This window comes from Parabacteroides sp. KHUB-03 (assembly GCF_056640975.1).
In genome coordinates, this window is record NZ_CM153257.1 from 2157781 (window position 1) to 2176681 (window position 18901).

An 18901-nucleotide genomic window follows, 5' to 3' on the forward strand; every position below is an offset into this window, starting at 1 on the left:
TCTATCTGATTACCTGGATAAGTCCTCCCAAACCCAACTTAATAATATTTGACGGCTGTGCCTTACTCATATCATCCTGACGATATTGCACAATATAATCAACTCCATTTTTTATGTCTTCAGAGATTTCACAAAAGTTTGCAGGAGATTTTTCGCCACTCACATTAGCAGAAGTAGAAACTAACGGTTTACGAAAACGTTCACATAAAGCACGAGAAAATTCCTCATTCGTAACACGTATACCAACGCTACCATCCTCTGCCAATAAATTAGAGGCAAGATTCTTAGCTGTAGGATAAATAATTGTTAATGGTTTATCGGCCACATTTATTAAATCCCAGGCAATATCAGGCAATTCGGATACATACATATTTAACTTAGCAGTACTATCAATCAGTACCAGCATTGCTTTATTATCTACTCTTTGCTTTAACTCATACACTTTCTGTACAGCCTTTTCATTGGTAGCATCACAGCCGATACCCCAAATTGTATCTGTAGGATAAAGAATTACCCCTCCGGCCTGCATTACTTCACAGGCTTTTTTTATGTCTTCCTGCATTTTCTTTACATTATTTTGACAAATGTACAAAGGTTTCGCGGACTTCAAAAAAATAATAAGAAAAAAACTATTTTCACTAAGCAGTAGTTATTATACGATTTTTAATTCCTAACTTTACGGATTGAAATATATTGCATAAGTGGTATTTATGCCCAAAATGCATCGATAGCTAGAAAAAAGAAAAAAACAATATATAATGATTAACAGATGGAATTTTCGAACCCCAACAGAAGAAGAATTACATAAAAGAGACGAATTAGTGGCCGAACTGGGTCTCAATCCGGTTATAGGTCTTCTGCTTGTTCAGAGGGGAATTACTTCCGTTGAGGAAGTAAAAAAATTCTTTAAACCCAGTCTGAATGATCTTCATGATCCGTACCTCATGCCCGACATGGATAAAGCGGTCAAAAGGTTAAATAAGGCTTTAGGAAATAAAGAAAAAATTTTAATATACGGTGATTACGATGTAGACGGAACAACTGCCGTATCTCTTGTATATAAATATTTACGCCCTTATTCATCAAGTCTGGATTTTTACATTCCGGATCGTTATGATGAAGGATACGGCATCTCTTACAAAGGTATAGATTATGCGGCGGAGAATGATATATCATTAATCATATCTTTGGACTGTGGCATAAAGGCTATCGAAAAAATAGAATATGCCAAACAGAAAGGTATTGATTTTATTATTTGCGACCATCATATGCCCGATGATGTATTACCGGATGCTGTTGCTGTGTTGGACGCCAAACGAGCTGATTCAATCTACCCCTACGAACACTTATCGGGATGTGGGGTAGGATTTAAACTCATGCAGGCATTTGCCAAAAGCAATAATTTTCCATTTTCAGATTTAGAAAAACTATTGGAACTTACTGCTGTAAGTATCGCCTCTGACATTGTTCCCATTACAGGAGAAAACAGAGTACTTGCCTATTATGGGTTGAAGCAATTAAATTGCAACCCAAGTTTAGGATTAAAAGGTATCATAGACATTTGCGGATTAACAGGAAAAGAAATTACTATCAGCGATATTGTTTTCAAAATAGGACCGCGTATCAATGCTTCGGGACGTATGATGAACGGAAAAGAAGCTGTTGAACTTCTCCTTTCGAAAGACAGTGAATCCGCCAGGGAAAAGAGTGAAAATATCAATCAATATAATGAAGAACGACGGGAACTGGACAAAAAAATAACCGATGAAGCAAATGCTATCATTGACGAATTCGAAAACATGGAAGATCGTAAAGCCATTGTTGTCTATAACCAGGGATGGCATAAAGGTGTCATTGGTATTGTAGCTTCCAGGTTAACAGAAAAATACTATCGTCCGGCAGTCGTTTTAACCAAATCATCCGAATTAATAACAGGTTCTGCACGTTCTGTCACCGGGTTTGATATTTACAAAGCTATAGAAAGTTGCAGGGATTTACTGGAAAATTTTGGGGGACATACCTATGCGGCCGGTCTATCTTTAAAAGAAGAAAATCTGGAAGCTTTTACAGAGCGCTTTCTGCAACTAGCTGCCGATGAAATTATTCCGGAACAAATGACTCCCCAAATTGACATTGACGCCATATTAGACTTAAAAGACATCAATACCAAATTCATGAATGATCTGAAGAAAATGAGTCCTTTTGGCCCAGACAATCAAAAACCCGTATTTTGTTCTTTAGATGTCAAAGATTATGGTACAAGCAAGCTTGTAGGTAAAGACCTGGAACATATCAAACTGGAAGTTATAGACGGCAATTCCAATACACCTATCCACGGCATTGCTTTCGGAATGTATCAATTTAGTGAGCATATAAAAGGCATGAAACCTTTTAACATCTGCTATACAATAGAAGAAAACACCTATAACGGAAATACTTCTTTACAGCTGATGATAAAAGATATCAAGCCGGACGATATATGAAGGACACTTGTGGATATCTACCATAAGATATTAAAAAAATATTGGGGTTACCGGACTTTCCGTCCTTTACAGGAAGATATCATTCATTCTGTGTGTGCAGGAAAAGACACACTCGGACTGATGCCCACAGGAGGAGGTAAATCTATTACATTCCAAGTTCCGGTTATGACTATGGAAGGAATTTGTATCGTAGTTACCCCTCTTATAGCTTTGATGAAAGACCAGGTCGATAATTTACGCCGGTTGGGAATCAAAGCCACTGCTGTATATTCTGGGATGAGCAGGCAAGAAATCATCACCCAACTAGAAAACTGTATCTTTGGCGACTATAAATTCTTATACGTATCACCAGAACGGCTAAGTACTGAAATTTTTCGTTCAAAGTTGCAGGCAATGAAAGTATGCTTACTTGTTATAGACGAAAGTCATTGTATTTCACAATGGGGATATGACTTCCGTCCCTCCTACCTTAATATTGCAGAGATTCGTAAAGAGCTACCCTCAGCCGTCCCGGTTCTGGCACTTACGGCAACTGCTACACCTGAAGTAGTTAATGACATACAGGAAAAACTGTCATTCAAAGAAAAAAATGTTTTCCAAAAAAGTTTTGCCCGTAAGAACCTTTCATATATTGTACGTCATACTGAAGACAAAATCAATACACTCATATACATATTAGGTAGAATACAAGGAAGTACCATTGTTTATGTGAGAAACAGAAAGCGGACGAAAGAAATTGCAGGTTTGTTACAGCAAGCCGGTATATCGGCAAGCTTCTACCATGCCGGACTAAACCGTGAAGAGAAAACTATACGGCAAAATAATTGGAAAAATAATGAATGCCGTGTAATTGTTTCCACAAATGCTTTTGGAATGGGCATAGATAAACCAGACGTCCGACTAGTTGTCCATCTGGATATGCCCGGATCACTAGAAGAATATTACCAGGAAGCCGGACGTGCCGGACGTGACGAACAAAAAGCTTATGCTGTAGCTTTATGTTCCGGCATAGACAATGCAAAGTTAAAAAAACGTCTGGCCGATGAATTCCCTGATAAAGATTTCATTTTTCGGGTCTATGAGGCTTTGGGCAATTATTATCAAATTGCTGTAGGCTACGGGTTAGACACCGTACACGATTTTTCATTATCTGATTTTTGTTCTGTATTCAAATTTTCTTTGCTTCAAACACATCATGCATTAAAAATATTAGAGCTATCAGGCTATATTGAATATACGGAAGAAGTAGACAATGCATCGCGTTTACTATTTACAGCCACTCGCGATGAACTCTACAAACATTTACATCAAGACAAAAAAACAGACGAGATTATACAAACTATACTACGGTCATACACTGGATTATTTGCAGATTACGTATATATAGACGAGGCTTTGATAGCAAGCCGTTCCGGGATTAATCAGCAAGAGATATACGATACGTTAATTGGCCTTTCCAAATACAGAGTCGTAAATTACATCCCTCATAAAAAAACACCGCTCATTATTTATACGCGAACCCGTGAAGATCAAAAATATCTGGTTATTCCACATCAGGCTTATAACGAGCGCAAAAAGCGTTTTGAAGAACGTATAAACAAAATATTAAAATATATTGATGAGAATTCTGTTTGTCGAAGTCGTATGTTACTAGCTTATTTTGGCGAAACAAAATCGGAGGATTGTGGTTGTTGTGATATATGTCTGGCAAGAAATGATTCCGGATTAAGCAACAAAATGTTTAACGATATCCGGAAAGCATTACAAAATACGCTAAAAGAGCAGACCATGCACATTAAGACTCTCGCCGAATCTTTACCATTCCCTGTAGAAAAAAGTATCACTGCGATCCGGTATTTAGCAGAACACGATGAACATTTTATATTAAAAGATGGATATATTCATTATATAAAAGAAACAGAATAACTCCAAAAACAGTACATTTGTGGCTCTACAAATACAAGTACTTTCAAACTTATAAATAACATGATACATTTTTTTAAATCAACAGTCCTCTACATCTCCATATTATTATTTATTCCATCGGCAGTTTTTAGTGAAGATTGGCGTGATAAAATGGAATTTTTAACCTACTCGCCACGCTATTTCGGACCGAATGCTTTCCCCATGCCTGAATTACAAAATGGAAGTGTTGGGAAACGTTGGGAAATAGAATTACGCGGAGAATATAGCTATTATAAAGGAGATAAAACAAAAGATTTATTTGCCCGGCTCTTTATCCCAATAGCAAAGGGGCGTGCAGGCATTGAACTAAGCGGTGTAATTATTGAGAACTACAAAATGACTCCCGAAACAAGAGATGAACGTTCAGCCGTAGAACTGACCCCTCCCATTAAATGTTTTGGAGATTTGATAGCAACCACCTATGTACAAGTAGTCCGCAGTGAAAAATGGGCAGATGTAATGGTCAGTCTAAACTTAAAAACAGCAAGCGGAGGCCGTTTATGTGACGCACGTTTTACTGATGCTGCCTCCTACTGGTTTGATATTACGGCTGGAAGAACCCTTCTAAAATCGGCCGACGAAAGCATGTCTCTACGCATACAGGCAATGGTTGGTTTTTATTGCTGGATGACAAATAACACGGTACATCGCCAGAATGATGCAATTTCGTATGGAGGAGGTATTTCCGGTATTTACAAAAGTTTCACGCTCAATGCTGACTTATCCGGAATTAAAGGATATAAAAATAACGGAGACCGCCCAATGGCCATCCGTACCAAATTAAATTATGAAATTAAAAAGAATATCATTTCATTCCGTTATCGACATGGCTTACAAGACGATTTATATGACAGATACTCATTAGCATATATACGTTGCTTTTAGAAATAAGATAATTAATAACTACAGCCGTTTATTATAAAGCCGCACAGTTTCCATTCACATTCTGCACGGCTTTAGAATACAAGCAAAAGATTTCACCTTAGTTAATAGCACAAAGATGCCGCACCGACAATACCCGGATCTTCCATTGTCGAGTAACGTATTTGCAATTTTTTTATAGAATTAGGATAGTCGAAATCTTTTAAATTTTCACGCATACTTTCTTCAAACAACATATGAGCAGAGGCTACAGAACCTCCAAAAATAATCATTTCCGGGTCTACTGTCAATACTACGATCTTGATTGCTGCCGCAATATAAATTCCTAACTGACGATAGGCTTCCAAAGCCTCAGCTTCCCCTCTCATAGCACGGGCGTGCATTTCTTTTCCGTCAACACCCCATACATTCATAAAGTAAGAACCGCTACAGTAGTATTCCAGTATTTTATCTTTATAAGGCAACATACCGAACTCTCCTGAACCACAGTTGGCATCTGAAAGCAATTTTCCACGTTGAATGATACCACCTCCTAGTCCGGTGCCTAAGGTAAGTCCTACAAAATTCTCAATATCACGTCCATCTCCAAATATACGTTCGCCTAAAGCAAAACAATTTGCATCATTATCGACATAAACAGTAACAGAAAACTCCTTTTCCAGTATCTCTTTTAAATGTACTTCCTCCCAATGTGGAATATTAGCAACATTGTACACGATGCCCCGCATACGGTCTACGACACTGGGAACACCTATTCCTATAGCTGTCACACTTTCATCCCATACAGAATGTATTACTTCTATTAAAGCACCCAACGTTTCCTCACAATTTTTCGCTTGTTTTGGTGTAGGGATTGTATTCTTTGCTATTAATATACCATCCTTAATACGACCTGCACGCATATTTGTGCCTCCAAGATCTACACCAATAACCGAGTTTTTTTTCTCCATGATATTCTATTATTTCTTTAGCTAACAAATATATTCATTTAATCCATAAAAGAAAATATTTGTTATTATTTACTGTCTTATAAAACTTAGTAAATATACAAGCAAGAAAGGGCTTACTAAAGAGCTGTCTTTTGTAAATAAAAACATATATCCTTTTATTGCTATCCATGTGTACTTCCACTCATAGTTATTGGAAATTTTATAATCTAATTTAAAATAGTTTATCGGACAGCAATAATTGTTATTGTTTTTACAGAATCAGGCAAAAAATAAAATTAATAACTGAGCGGTAAGTACTCTCAGAAACATTGTTAACGGATATACAGTTGCATATCCCACTGACGGAGCATCGTTTCCAGCCGTTGCATTTGAATAAGCCAATGCCGGAGGATCAGTTGTACTTCCGGCTATCAGCCCCATTAATGTAAAATAATTGATTTTACAGAAATAACGGCCAATACATCCTACAATCAATAGCGGAACTACAGTAATTATAAATCCATAACCTATCCATGCCAAACCTCCGTTGTTCACGATCGTATCTACAAAGCCATCACCGGCACTCAATCCTACACATGCCAGGAAAAGTGTTATACCTATCTCGCGCAACATAAAATTTGCACTTTGGGTCGTATATGTAATCAATTTATATTGATATCCAAAACGGCTTATCAGGATAGCCACAACAAGAGGGCCGCCTGCCAACCCTAATTTCACGGGTTGAGGAATACCCGGAAACGAAATAGGAATACTTCCTAAAATAATACCTAATGCAATGCCTATAAAAATAGTAATCAAATTCGGTTCATTCAGACGCTTCATGGAATTACCTAAAACTTTCTCAACATTAGATACTGCAGTTTCAGTACCTACAACATTTACACGGTCACCTACCTGTAATCTTAATCCAGGAGTTGCAACCAAATCCACACCGGCACGATTAATACGCGTAATATTTATACCATATAATTTACGCAATTTTAATTGTCCTAAATGCTTTCCATTCAGTTCAGGCTTTGTAATCAATATACGGCGATTGATAAACTGACTTTCCATACGTATCCATTGTTTACGTTCCATATCTATTTCTTCGCCGATAAATGCTTTGATCGTCTCAGCATCCTGTTCGGTAGTTATGACAAATATTTTATCATATTCCTGTAAAACAGTTGCGGCAGAAGCTATTTCGATTTGTTTATTATCATTACGCCATACACGGGAAATAACAAAATCCCTATGCTCCAGCAAATTTGACAACTCGCTGACCTTCTTACCAAAAAGAGCCGGATTTTTGACTATCAAAGATATGGGCTTCGCTTCATTTATATGTTTATCATCTTCCGTATTAAGCTTTTCCGTTTCTTTCTCAAAACTAATACGAAATACATAACGAATAAAAATCGTAGAAAGAATAATACCAATCACACCCAGCGGATAAGCCACTGCATAACCCAGAGCTATCGTTTTATCAGAAACGCCGAACATATCCGAATATGCTTGCTGAGCAGCCCCCAACCCAGGCGTATTCGTCACCGCACCGGAAAGAATGCCAACCATCGTAGACATCGATACTCCCGTAATATAATGAATAACGATTGCTGTTATTACCCCAAGAAATACGATTCCACAAGCCAACATATTTAAAGTCACTCCACCTTTCTTAAATGAAGAAAAGAAACCAGGGCCAACTTGCATACCAACAGAGTAAACAAATAAAATTAATCCAAACTCCTTAAAAAAATGTATTACATTAGAGTTGATCGTAAAACCAAAATGTCCGAGTATAATCCCCACAAACAATACGAGTGTGATACCTAAAGACACACCAAACACCTTAATTCTACCCAGTTGGATACCTGCAGCAATCACAATAGACAACAATAATATAGAATGCCCTATGCCTTCACCCCATAACAAATCATTTATCCAATCCATATTATTTAAATATTTTAAAAACTTATTGCTTATTAATAAGGGTGCAAAGGTAGACATTTGTTTTGTGTTTTACAACATAAGTATTATCTTTACCCAACAAACAGTTATTGCCATGAATAAAACATACAATACAATAATTATAGCGCTTATTGTCAGTTCATTTTCTTTCCTCCACATAAGGGCACAAGAAAAAACAGTAACGATAACGACAAATATCGGAGTAATGAAAGCCAAATTATATAATGATGTGCCAAATCATGTCCGTGCCTTTACCGAAAGAGCCAAGGCCGGAAAATATAATGGAACATTATTTTCCCGGGTTATTAAAGATTTTATGATACAAGGCGGCGCACCTGACACGCGGAATGCACCAGCAGGGGCGCGTTGTGGTTTCGGAGACTCTTCTTCTGAAATTATGCCGGAATTTAATCCTAAATATTTCTGTAAGAAAGGTGCCATAGCTGCTCCACGGCAAGGTGATGACGTGAACCCCAAAAAGAAATCGGATATGTCTCAATTTTTCATCGTACAAGGAAAAGTCTATACCGAAGGAAGATTAGACACATTAGAACGGATAAAGAACCAACCTATCCGCAAAAAAGCATTAAAACAATTCTATGAACCGGTTCGTGAGGAAGTAGAACGTCTTCGTGAGGAAAACCCGCAAGAATATAATAAACTGGCAGCTTCTATCAGTGCAAAGATAGACTCTTTTATTCTGGCAACTCCAGGCCATTTAATATTCACTGAAGAACAACGGAAAGCTTATACAACCGTAGGTGGTTATCACTATCTTGACGGAGAATATACTGTTTACGGCGAGCTTATTGAAGGTTTCGAAATTCTTGATCAAATAGCCTCACAGCCTCGTGATGCTTACGACAGACCCCAAAAAGATATACGAATTATAAGTATAACCGTTAAATAAAAAATCATTAAGCTTATGCTAAAAAGAGACTTTATTATGGTACAGATCGAAGAGCTGGGCAAAGTAATTGCTCAGATCATCTTCAATCGTAACTTAAATGGTGGCGGACGCAATCCTGAATTAATTGAAACTGTTTATACATCCTTAAAATTAGACAGAGATTTCTTACTTACAACTTCAATAGACGATCTCCGCCGATTTCTGGACTGCGAAGATTCACAAGGTTTATCCCGCATGGAAATAGCAGCAAAAACACTTATTGAAGACAGTTATATACAACCTGATCCTAATAATAAAAAAACACTGTTTCGGGCTAAAGAATTATTAGAATACATACAAAAGCACGACTCAACTTTCTCCCTAGAACGCATTGCTCTAATGGAACAAATCAATGACTTGCTATCAACATAGCTACCCCTTCCGCACATCGTTCGCCGTCTATAGCCGCAGAAACAATTCCTCCGGCATAACCGGCACCCTCACCGCAAGGAAAGAGGCCTTTTACTGTAACATGCTGATAAGTTTCCCGGTCACGTACAATACGGACAGGAGAAGAGGTACGCGTTTCCACTCCAATCATTGTCGCCTCATTTGTTAAAAACCCATTGGAAACTTTACCGAAATACCGAAGTCCTTCACGTAACCGGCTGGTGACAAATTCGGGCATCCAGAAATGAAGAGGTGATGCCAATAACCCTGGCGTATAAGAAGATACAGGCAAATCGAAGGAGTTTCTTTTCTGTATAAAATCTGCCATACGTTGTGCTGGAGCAACTTGTTTCATGCCACCATTTTGCCAGCAATATTCTTCTAACTGCTCCTGAAACTTTATCAATGCTAACTCTTTATATGAAGCAAATTCGGGAAAATCTTCAGGATGAATTTCCACTACCATACCCGAATTAGCCCAGCGAGAGCCACGGTTGGATGGAGACATACCATTAACAACAACCTGCTTCGGGCCACTTGCCGCCGGAACTACAAAACCACCCGGACACATACAAAACGAGTAAACGCCACGTCCATTTACCTGTGTCACGAAACTATATTCAGCAGCAGGCAGATATTTGCCACGTCCTTCTTTCCGGTGGTATTGTATCTGATCTATTAATTCCTGCGGATGCTCTAACCGAACACCTACAGCAATGCCTTTTGCTTCGATTGGAATTGCTTTTTCATGCAAATAATAATAAACATCACGTGCAGAATGTCCGGTTGCAAGAATAACAGGTCCAAAAAAAGTTTTGCCTGTATTCGTTTCTATTCCGACCACTTCGTCTCCTTTCATTACAAACGCATCCATTCGTGTTTCAAAATGGACTTCACCTCCACACTTTTTGATCTGTTCACGGATATTCTCAATCACACGGGGTAATTTATCAGTTCCGATATGCGGATGTGCATCTGCCAAAATAGAAGGACTTGCACCGAACTGACAAAAGACATTCAGAATCTTATCTACCGAACCACGTTTTTTACTGCGAGTATAAAGTTTTCCATCCGAGTAGGCTCCAGCCCCTCCTTCTCCAAAACTATAATTAGATTCATTATTTACCTTATGCTCACGGCTTATCAAAGCTATATCTTTCTTCCGTTCACGTACATCTTTTCCACGCTCAACTATGATCGGACGTAGACCAAGCTCTATCAAGCGGAGAGCCGCAAACAAACCTCCAGGTCCAGCCCCTACTACAATCACATTCTTCCTATCCGTCACATCTTTATATTCTACAGATTGGTATTCGGATTCTTCAGGTAATTCATTAATAAAAACACGAAGCTTTACATTAACATATATAATACGCTGCCGGGCATCTATTGAGCGCTTCAATACACGAACAGCCCGGATGTTTTCTGCGGTCTCTCCCATTTCACGGGCAGCAACCAATTTTAATGCCTGTTCATTAGCCGTTTCTTCCGGCAAAAGGCGAAATTGTAATTCTGTTACCATACTTTTATATTATCCGAACAAATGACGGAATGCTTCTTCTACTTTTTTCACCTGAATAATCTGAATTTTGCACTTATTCGATTCAAACCCTTTCAGGTTATTATGCGGAATAATAATACCGGAAAATCCCAATTTCTCTGCTTCCATAATACGTTGCTCTATACGGTTTACCGGACGAATCTCGCCGGACAACCCCACTTCACCGGCCATACAAACACCTGTTTCAATACTAATATCCAAACTGGACGAAAGAACAGCACTAATGACAGCCAAATCTATTGCAGGATCATTTACCTTTAAGCCACCTGCAATATTCATAAAAACATCTTTTTGGATCAGCTTAAAGCCTGCACGTTTTTCAAGAACCGCCAGCAACATATTCATCCGGCGCAGGTCAAATCCCGTAGCACTCCGCTGCGGAGTACCATAAACAGCAGAACTGACCAAAGCCTGTGTCTCAATAAGAAACGGACGAACGCCCTCAATTGCCGCAGCAATCGCCACACCACTCAAACCCTCATGGTTCTGGGTAAGCAGTAACTCAGACGGATTACTTACTTCACGCAATCCATTTTGTCTCATTTCATAAATTCCCAGTTCCGCAGTACTACCGAAACGATTCTTAATACTACGTAAAATACGATACATATAATGTTGGTCGCCTTCAAACTGAAGAACCGTATCAACTATATGTTCCAAGACCTTCGGACCGGCAATGCTTCCCTCTTTATTAATATGACCGATCAATAAAACAGGAACACCGCTTTCTTTTGCATATTTCAAGATGGCAGCACTACATTCCCGCACTTGAGAAACACTTCCTGGAGACGATTCCACCAATTCGGTAAAAATTGTTTGTATCGAATCAATAATCAACAAATCCGGCTGTACATTCTGGGCTTGTACAAATATTTGCTCCAGATTTGTCTCACACAGAATAAAACAATCCGGGGTATCATGCTTCAGCCGATCCGCACGCAACTTCAACTGTCGGCTGCTTTCTTCTCCTGAAACATATAAAGTTTTCAATCCTCTCAAACCTAGCACCGTCTGCAAAACCAGTGTCGATTTTCCAATACCGGGTTCTCCGCCAATCAAAACCAAAGAACCTTTAACCAGACCACCTCCCAGTACACGATTTAATTCCGCATCCTTCAAATCAATTCGCGTTTCTTCTTCTGCCGTTATATCACGCAATAAAACAGGACGGATTTTCACATTATCCGTCATTCCCGGAACAAACCGGCGTGAAGAAGTGTCTTTAGCAACCACTTCCTCTACAAATGTATTCCATTCTCCGCAATTCGGACATTTGCCCTGCCATTTTGGAGAGTCTGTCCCACAGTTGGAACAGACATATACTGTTTTTGTCTTTGCCATGTTTACCTGTTTTGTACCTCCGTCGTCGGCCCATCTACAACTAACAAGCCTTCCGGAGTAAAATGCATTTTGTCAATAAATACAACACGTTCTTCACCCGTCTTTTGGGTACGGCCATGATATACGCAATACATCTGTTTCCTGTCTTTCGACCAAGTCACACTATTATGCCCCGTTCCCGTAACAATACCACCTTTCTCCACATTCTTTTCTAAAACCGGGTTATTATCAGCCTTTTTAAACGGGCCTAACGGATTATCCGAAACAGCATAGCCAACCGCATAATTCGCACCTCCAAAATAGTTGGCAGAGTACATCATATAATACAGTCCATTATGTTTCAGAATAAAAGAACCTTCTGTCCAACGACGGTTCACTTCCCCGGAAGTTACCGAACGGCTCTCCCATTCACTCTGCTTATCTGATAAAGACACTGGAGGACGAAGCAGCATGACCGGCTCACCGATTATCTGAGTAAAATCGGGCGAAATCTCAACACCATATATCCAACTTTCTTCAATCGTATCAAACATGCCTTTCTTCTTGGCTTCGGCTGCAATTTCACTTTCGACCGGATGTTTATAACAACAGCGTGAGTAATATATATAACATTTGCCATTATCATCCTGCAAGATATTACCGTCTATTGCCGGATATCCGGGATCAAACAACGGTTTATCCTGTAACTCTATAAACGGACCAACCGGTTTGTCAGCCACAGCCACGCCAATACGGAAATTCTCTTCTTCCTTGGTTGGATTATGACGCCAATCCGCACTGAAAAACATATAATATTTACCGTTTTTTTCATAAACTTCCGGAGCCCAAAAGTTGGCAACAGCCCACGATTGAGGTGTATTTCCGTGGTAAACCTGTCCTTCAGATTTCCAATTCACCAAGTCATCCGACGAATAACAGCAGAAACCATCCACCGCACCGGCACCCGTACCATACATATAATAACGTCCGTCTGAAGCTAACAGAATATACGGATCGCCAAACTGCACAGACAAAGGATTGCTGTATGTTAGAGATATCTTAGCCTCAATTTTCGAACCGGAGGGAACAGGCTGTGGTTCCGACAAAGGAGATGGAATACCGAAATCAGGTGTACCGTCTTCATTCCAACTAAATTTCTGCATACGGATATCACGATTCCAACCCGGTATTGTATCTTTTTTTGAATGATAAATAATATACTCCTCCGTACCATCAGGGGAAACTGTAAACGAAGCATGTCCTACGCCATAAACATCTTCCGTTCCTTGGAAAACAGGTTGTTCACTCTTTATCCAGCTAGCCGGATCCATCGGATCGGCATCACGGGAAGCCAAACGTAAAGAGGCCAGTTTATATGTCGGTAGCCATGATTGACAACAAGAGTAAATAACAAAAAGGTCATCATTATGTTTCAACACTTCAGGGCCTTCATTCAAATCCAAGTCTCCTCCTATTTCATAAGGTTTATCAGGAGCGGAAATCAAAACACGGTTAGATGAAATCGTCCATGGGTTTTCCATCTTGGCAATATACAACATCTGGGAAGTATGATCCGTCGTCTCCAAATTCTTCCATCCAGACCAAATTGCATAAAGTTGATTATTCAATTCAAACACTGTCATATCAATCGCCCAACGGTTGGAGTCCCAATTACCCAGACTATCCCCCGTATACAGCATACCTTTATCTACATATTCTCCCTGAGGATCATCTGTTACAGATTCCAACACACCGGTGCGCTGATGAATAAAAGGAGGGCCACTTTCGCCGGCAGCATAATAAATATACCAATGTCCATTCCAATAATGAAGTTCTGGTGCCCAAACACAATCCGAATTCCAACCGATATCAGGAGCCTGCCATACTTTTTTCAACTCTCCTGGGACATGCAATAAAGCAGATTTACCGACAGAAATTGTGCGGTCTTCCGTTGACGCACAATGATAGTATATGCTATCATGCTTAATAATCCATGGGTCAGCACCATGAGCTACTATAGGGTTCTGGAAAAATGCTTTTTCTTCCGCGGCTTTCTTTTCTGCACACGACAAACAAAAAATCAGGGCACATCCTAACAGAGTGCTGAATTTACTTATATTCATATAACTTCGATTATTCATTATTACTATTATAATAGCATTGACATTCTTGATTTAACTAAAAAAGCCATTACCATCTAGGAATCTCCAAATCGTCCTTGCTTGGTAATGCAGGAAACTTTGCATGCGGTTCTGTTTGATACCAGAAAGAAGTAGATGAAATATCCGACTTCTGGTTATTGTAACGGAAATCATGACGACATCCCAAATCCTGTATAGTTACTTTCAGATCCTTATCAAAACGAACCGGATCCAATATATGCCAACGATACAATCCGAAAGCTGTTACTGCACGGTACAACCCATCTGGGCGAATCACCTGGTGCATACCTTTGCTTTTTTCCGGAATGGCATTTTCCAATAACAATTAAATGCACTTCCGGGGTTTACACAAACAGCCAAAGAAGAAAGCTGAGCATACTCATTATAGGCACTGGCAAAAAAATCACCCACAGGACATTCTACGGAAGGTTCCTTTTCGTCATCCCAATACATACGAAGAATAGAGAAACGCCAATTGCCTGTCGGTGTCATCCATATTTGCTGGATAGCTCCCGAACCTTCAATCTCTGCAATTGTAATCGTTTCACCCGGTTTTACAATGATGAAAGGATTTACTTTCCATCCTTTTCCTAAATCCTTTGCGGCAGCCCACGAATTAGCTTTATTACGTACATCCTTGTCTTTTACCGGATCAGCCATGCCTCCCTTACCACGTTCTCCCGTATAATTTTCAGGGCTGATAGAACGAGTCCGGGCATTAGATAACCGGGAAAGTGTACCCATATTCATATCCAAACCATTAAAAGAATAATTCTGTGCACCCACAGAACCGCTCAAGGCTAACAACACAACTAATAAAACACTGATCTTTTTCATATTACTATTATTACAAACTACTTCAATTCTTTACCTATTCCTACCTTCTTCACTGTAGTTTTTTTCCCTTTTTCTTTATACACATAGCCACGAAACATACCTTCGCTATTAAAAGGCATAGCTATATTCCCCTGCTTATCAACCGCAATCAGGCCTCCGTTTCCGGCATCTGCATTCAATTCCTGATTTATAATATAATCAGCCGCCTGTTCAATTGGTTCTTTCAGATATCTATAACGGGCGCAAAGGTTAAAGGCTACTGCATGACGAATAAAATACTCCCCATGACCAGTGCAGGAAACAGCGCAACTATTATTATCGGCATACGTTCCGGCGCCAATTACCGGAGAATCTCCAATGCGTCCCCACCGTTTCTTAAACATCCCTCCGGTACTTGTCCCGGCAGTCAGATTTCCATCTTTATCTAATACAACACAGCCAACAGTCCCGTTTTTTTTACTCTCCCGCTTTAATTTTTCGATCCATTCCAATGTTTTTGAAGTAGCAAAATACATATTGTCATCTACCATTTCAAGTCCTTGCTCTTTTGCAAACTCTTCTGCACCTAAACCACTAAGCATAACATGAGGCGATTTTGTTTTTACCGCATAGGCTGCATTAATCGGATGTTTTATATGTTTCACACCTGCAACAGCGCCGGCACTTAAATCTTTACCTTCCATTATAGAAGCATCCAATTCAAATGTTCCTTCTGCAGTACAGGTCGCCCCTATTCCGGCATTGAACAACGGATTGTTTTCAAAATAATTAATAACCGCCATAACAGCCTGAGGACCTGCCCCTCCAGCCGAAAGTATATTATCTCCGATTACCAACGCCGAATCGAGAGCGGCATAATACCGGGCGGACTGCTCTGTATTATTCAATAGGTTTCCTAAATTTCCGGCTCCGCCATGTACAACAATTACGTACTCGCGTTCTTGCGCCTGTAAAAAAGATGCAATAGAAAACAATATAATAACCGGGATAAGTAAATGCCTTAACATATAGTTTAGATATTAATGTCTGCTAATATATATATTGAATGTTTCAAAGATAATGTTTCCTCCGGAAATAATTGCCTATCCAATTGAAAATCGTTGCCTACCCTATTACATTCAAATGCCTACCCAATTAAAGTTGGGCAGGCATCTAAATATAAAAACATATATCCATTACTTTTTACTTATACCAGACTGGTCCCGGTTTATTTCCCATTTCGAATTCAAATGTTGCGCCACTCATTATCTGGTCATGGGTAATATAACTTTTATCATACGGTTTTCCATCCATCTTAACAGATTGAATATAAATATTATCAACACTCACGGAAGGAGCCAACACTGTAAACGTCTTGCCATTTGCCAAGTGCATCTTTACTTCCGGGAAAAGAGGAGTACCTATTTCATACTGCTGGTCGGCCGGATTAACCGGATAAAATCCCATCGCGCTGAATACAAACCAGGCAGACATCTGCCCACAGTCTTCATTTCCACAAATACCGTCCGGCGCATTCTTATAAAGATCATGCATTACCCGGGCTGCGTATTGCTGCGTCTTCCAAGGCTGGCCAACTTTATTATATAAATAAATAACATGATGGCTTGGTTCATTGCCATGGGCATACTGGCCGATCATACCGGTACTGAAAATCGGTAATTCTTCGTTAGCAGGACTATACGTAAACATACTGTCCAACTTTTGTGTGAAACGTTCTTCACCTCCCACCAATCCGATCAATCCGTCCAAATCCTGCGGCGCATACCAGAAATATTGCCAGCCATTGCTTTCGCAAATATCTTCGGTATAATCATCCGGGCTGAAACCGGATACAAAATTTCCTTTTTCGTCACGAGGCTGCATAAATGAAGTAGCGGGATTATACAAATTGCGATAATTTAGCGAACGCTTATAGAACTCATCGGCAATCTCTTTTTTACCCATTTTTTCTGCCATCAAAGCAATGCAATAATCGTCAAACGCATATTCCATCGTTTTGGAAAGCGACCAGTTTTCCCACTTCTTCGGGTCACTGTAAGCTGGCACATACCCCTTTTCCTTATAAAATCCGATACCTCTGTAATCATCACGATTTGCAGTAGCAATGCATGCTTGCAGTGCCTTTTCGGGGTCAAAGTTGCCAATACCTTTTAAATAGGCATCCACTATAACCGGCACGGCATGGTAACCTATCATCATATTAGTTTCATGTCCGTAAAGATTCCATAAAGGAAGAGCTCCGCTTTGATCATAAAAATTCAGGAATGTTTGTACCATATCATTTGTCCGTTCAGGCTGTATATAAGTATACAGCGGATGAGTGGCTCGATAGGTATCCCACAAAGAAAATGTAGAATAGTTATTCCAGCCTTCCGCCTTATGAACCTTGCCATCCGGTCCAAAATAAGAACCGTCGACATCACTATATAGCGTAGGGGCAATCATTGCATGATATAACGCAGTATAAAATTTCACTTTGTCATCTGTATTACCGCCCTGTACTTCTATCTTAGATAATTCCTTATTCCATTTAGCTACAGCCTGGTCATAATATTTATCAAAATTATTTTCGGGAACCTCGGCTTGCAGATTCTTGGCTGCACCATCCATACTCACGCCCGAAATAGCAGTATTGACAAGTATCTGTTCATCTTTTTGGGTATTAAAATCAAAACGGACAACATAAGCCGTCCCTATCCAACCTTTTTCTTTAGTTATAATTGAAGTAGTATCCGTATGATAAGCTGTAAAAGGTTTTGAGAAACGGGTCTGGAAGTAAACCCGCTGATCGGGAGACCATCCCTGTGAAAAACGATATCCGCGAACCGTAACAGAATCTACCACTTCTACATAAGAATCGAGCGTAAAGTCCCAGTTCATAGCTTTCTTCAGGTTTAGAAATACGGATGCTTCCGCTTTAGGAAATGTATAGCGCTGAATACCGCAACGGTCTGTAGCCGTAAGTTCCACATTAATATTATAGTCTTGCAACAATACCCGGTAATACCCGGCCGAAGCTGCTTCATCATTATGAGAAAATGTAGAATAAATGCCCAGAGGAGCCGAAGCCTCTTTATAAGGACGGGTTACAGGCATAAACGAGATATCATATAAATCGCCTGCACCTGTGCCTGAAAGATGCGTATGACTGAAACCGGCAATTGTCGTATCAGGATAAAAATAACCGGAAATACGATCCCAGCCAGGCAACCCGTTGTCAGGACTCAATTGCACCATCCCAAAAGGGACTTGTGCTCCGGGATACGTATTACCCGTAAAATCGGTACCTATCAATGGGTTTACGTATTGTGCATAGTCTGCCTCCTGTTTTTTCTCAGGCGTACAGGCTACAATAGCCAGTAAGGAGAGCGCCAATAAGGATTTGTGCTTCATGCTATTTTCTTTATTGTTTTGAGCTTTTACAAAGATATAAAAAAAGATGCAACCTC

Annotated in this window: 13 protein-coding genes and 2 pseudogenes; 5 read left to right on the plus strand and 10 right to left on the minus strand. The window is 39.6% G+C overall.

Annotation, left to right across the window (positions count from 1 at the left end):
- Position 1: 1 nt before the first annotated feature.
- Positions 2 to 562, minus strand: coding sequence for an L-threonylcarbamoyladenylate synthase (locus tag ACYIB7_RS09265; RefSeq protein ID WP_103982100.1), 561 nt, complete (start codon positions 560 to 562; stop codon positions 2 to 4).
- Between the two features lie 196 nt (positions 563 to 758).
- Between ACYIB7_RS09265 and recJ the strand changes: the two genes are divergently transcribed.
- From recJ to ACYIB7_RS09280, 3 genes are read left to right on the plus strand one after another with little or no spacing between them, the layout of a single operon-like run.
- Positions 759 to 2483 carry a single-stranded-DNA-specific exonuclease RecJ gene (gene recJ / locus ACYIB7_RS09270; RefSeq protein WP_099465464.1) on the plus strand — a complete coding sequence of 575 codons (1725 nt, stop codon included), beginning with the start codon at positions 759 to 761 and terminating at the stop codon, positions 2481 to 2483.
- Between the two features lie 9 nt (positions 2484 to 2492).
- Positions 2493 to 4409: a RecQ family ATP-dependent DNA helicase gene (locus ACYIB7_RS09275; protein WP_480336850.1), complete on the plus strand. Its 1917-nt coding sequence runs from the start codon at positions 2493 to 2495 to the stop codon at positions 4407 to 4409.
- A 60-nt stretch (positions 4410 to 4469) separates the two neighbouring features.
- On the plus strand, positions 4470 to 5333 hold the full coding sequence (locus ACYIB7_RS09280) for a hypothetical protein (protein ID WP_099465466.1): 864 nt from the start codon (positions 4470 to 4472) through the stop codon (positions 5331 to 5333).
- 101 nt (positions 5334 to 5434) lie between these two features.
- On the opposite strand, the gene ACYIB7_RS09285 is transcribed toward ACYIB7_RS09280, so the two are convergent.
- Positions 5435 to 6280 carry an ROK family protein gene (locus ACYIB7_RS09285; RefSeq protein ID WP_103982102.1) on the minus strand — a complete coding sequence of 282 codons (846 nt, stop codon included), beginning with the start codon at positions 6278 to 6280 and terminating at the stop codon, positions 5435 to 5437.
- 258 nt (positions 6281 to 6538) lie between these two features.
- Positions 6539 to 8215 (minus strand): putative transporter, encoded by a 1677-nt coding sequence (locus ACYIB7_RS09290; RefSeq protein ID WP_103982103.1) that lies wholly within the window; start codon positions 8213 to 8215, stop codon positions 6539 to 6541.
- A gap of 112 nt (positions 8216 to 8327) precedes the next feature.
- On the opposite strand from ACYIB7_RS09290, the gene ACYIB7_RS09295 reads away from it, so the two are divergent.
- Both ACYIB7_RS09295 and ACYIB7_RS09300 read left to right on the plus strand, forming a co-directional pair.
- Positions 8328 to 9143 (plus strand): peptidylprolyl isomerase, encoded by an 816-nt coding sequence (locus ACYIB7_RS09295; protein ID WP_103982311.1) that lies wholly within the window; start codon positions 8328 to 8330, stop codon positions 9141 to 9143.
- 15 nt (positions 9144 to 9158) lie between these two features.
- Positions 9159 to 9554, plus strand: a complete 396-nt coding sequence (locus ACYIB7_RS09300; protein ID WP_103982104.1) for a hypothetical protein — start codon at positions 9159 to 9161, stop codon at positions 9552 to 9554.
- On the opposite strand, the gene ACYIB7_RS09305 is transcribed toward ACYIB7_RS09300, so the two are convergent.
- The 7 genes and pseudogenes from ACYIB7_RS09305 to ACYIB7_RS09335 form a co-directional block, all read right to left on the minus strand.
- Complete coding sequence (locus ACYIB7_RS09305) at positions 9532 to 11094, minus strand: NAD(P)/FAD-dependent oxidoreductase (RefSeq protein WP_480336852.1); 1563 nt, start codon at positions 11092 to 11094, stop codon at positions 9532 to 9534. The two genes, ACYIB7_RS09300 and ACYIB7_RS09305, sit on opposite strands and share 23 nt — an antisense overlap.
- 9 nt (positions 11095 to 11103) lie before the next feature.
- Positions 11104 to 12474 carry a DNA repair protein RadA gene (gene radA, locus ACYIB7_RS09310; protein ID WP_103982106.1) on the minus strand — a complete coding sequence of 457 codons (1371 nt, stop codon included), beginning with the start codon at positions 12472 to 12474 and terminating at the stop codon, positions 11104 to 11106.
- 2 nt (positions 12475 to 12476) lie between these two features.
- Positions 12477 to 13559, minus strand: coding sequence for a glycoside hydrolase family 43 protein (locus ACYIB7_RS09315; RefSeq protein WP_234999269.1), 1083 nt, complete (start codon positions 13557 to 13559; stop codon positions 12477 to 12479).
- A gap of 81 nt (positions 13560 to 13640) precedes the next feature.
- A pseudogene (locus ACYIB7_RS09320) lies at positions 13641 to 14594 on the minus strand (glycoside hydrolase family 43 protein); the annotation flags it as partial.
- A gap of 49 nt (positions 14595 to 14643) precedes the next feature.
- Positions 14644 to 15452: pseudogene (locus ACYIB7_RS09325) on the minus strand (DUF2961 domain-containing protein).
- A 17-nt stretch (positions 15453 to 15469) separates the two neighbouring features.
- Positions 15470 to 16459 (minus strand): isoaspartyl peptidase/L-asparaginase family protein, encoded by a 990-nt coding sequence (locus ACYIB7_RS09330; RefSeq protein WP_103982108.1) that lies wholly within the window; start codon positions 16457 to 16459, stop codon positions 15470 to 15472.
- Between the two features lie 175 nt (positions 16460 to 16634).
- A complete protein-coding gene (locus ACYIB7_RS09335) occupies positions 16635 to 18845 on the minus strand; it encodes a GH92 family glycosyl hydrolase (protein WP_480336855.1) in 2211 nt (736 codons plus the stop codon).
- Positions 18846 to 18901 lie beyond the last annotated feature (56 nt).

Excerpts from the sequence above, each read along its gene's own strand:
- radA (WP_103982106.1), bottom strand. The coding sequence starts at position 12,474 with ATGGCAAAGACAAAAACAGTATATGTCTGTTCCAACTGTGGGACAGAC.
- ACYIB7_RS09330 (WP_103982108.1), bottom strand. The coding sequence starts at position 16,459 with ATGTTAAGGCATTTACTTATCCCGGTTATTATATTGTTTTCTATTGCA.
- ACYIB7_RS09295 (WP_103982311.1), top strand. The coding sequence starts at position 8,328 with ATGAATAAAACATACAATACAATAATTATAGCGCTTATTGTCAGTTCA.
- recJ (WP_099465464.1), top strand. The coding sequence starts at position 759 with ATGATTAACAGATGGAATTTTCGAACCCCAACAGAAGAAGAATTACAT.
- ACYIB7_RS09280 (WP_099465466.1), top strand. The coding sequence starts at position 4,470 with ATGATACATTTTTTTAAATCAACAGTCCTCTACATCTCCATATTATTA.
- ACYIB7_RS09285 (WP_103982102.1), bottom strand. The coding sequence starts at position 6,280 with ATGGAGAAAAAAAACTCGGTTATTGGTGTAGATCTTGGAGGCACAAAT.
- ACYIB7_RS09265 (WP_103982100.1), bottom strand. The coding sequence starts at position 562 with ATGCAGGAAGACATAAAAAAAGCCTGTGAAGTAATGCAGGCCGGAGGG.
- ACYIB7_RS09300 (WP_103982104.1), top strand. The coding sequence starts at position 9,159 with ATGCTAAAAAGAGACTTTATTATGGTACAGATCGAAGAGCTGGGCAAA.
- ACYIB7_RS09305 (WP_480336852.1), bottom strand. The coding sequence starts at position 11,094 with ATGGTAACAGAATTACAATTTCGCCTTTTGCCGGAAGAAACGGCTAAT.
- ACYIB7_RS09335 (WP_480336855.1), bottom strand. The coding sequence starts at position 18,845 with ATGAAGCACAAATCCTTATTGGCGCTCTCCTTACTGGCTATTGTAGCC.
- ACYIB7_RS09290 (WP_103982103.1), bottom strand. The coding sequence starts at position 8,215 with ATGGATTGGATAAATGATTTGTTATGGGGTGAAGGCATAGGGCATTCT.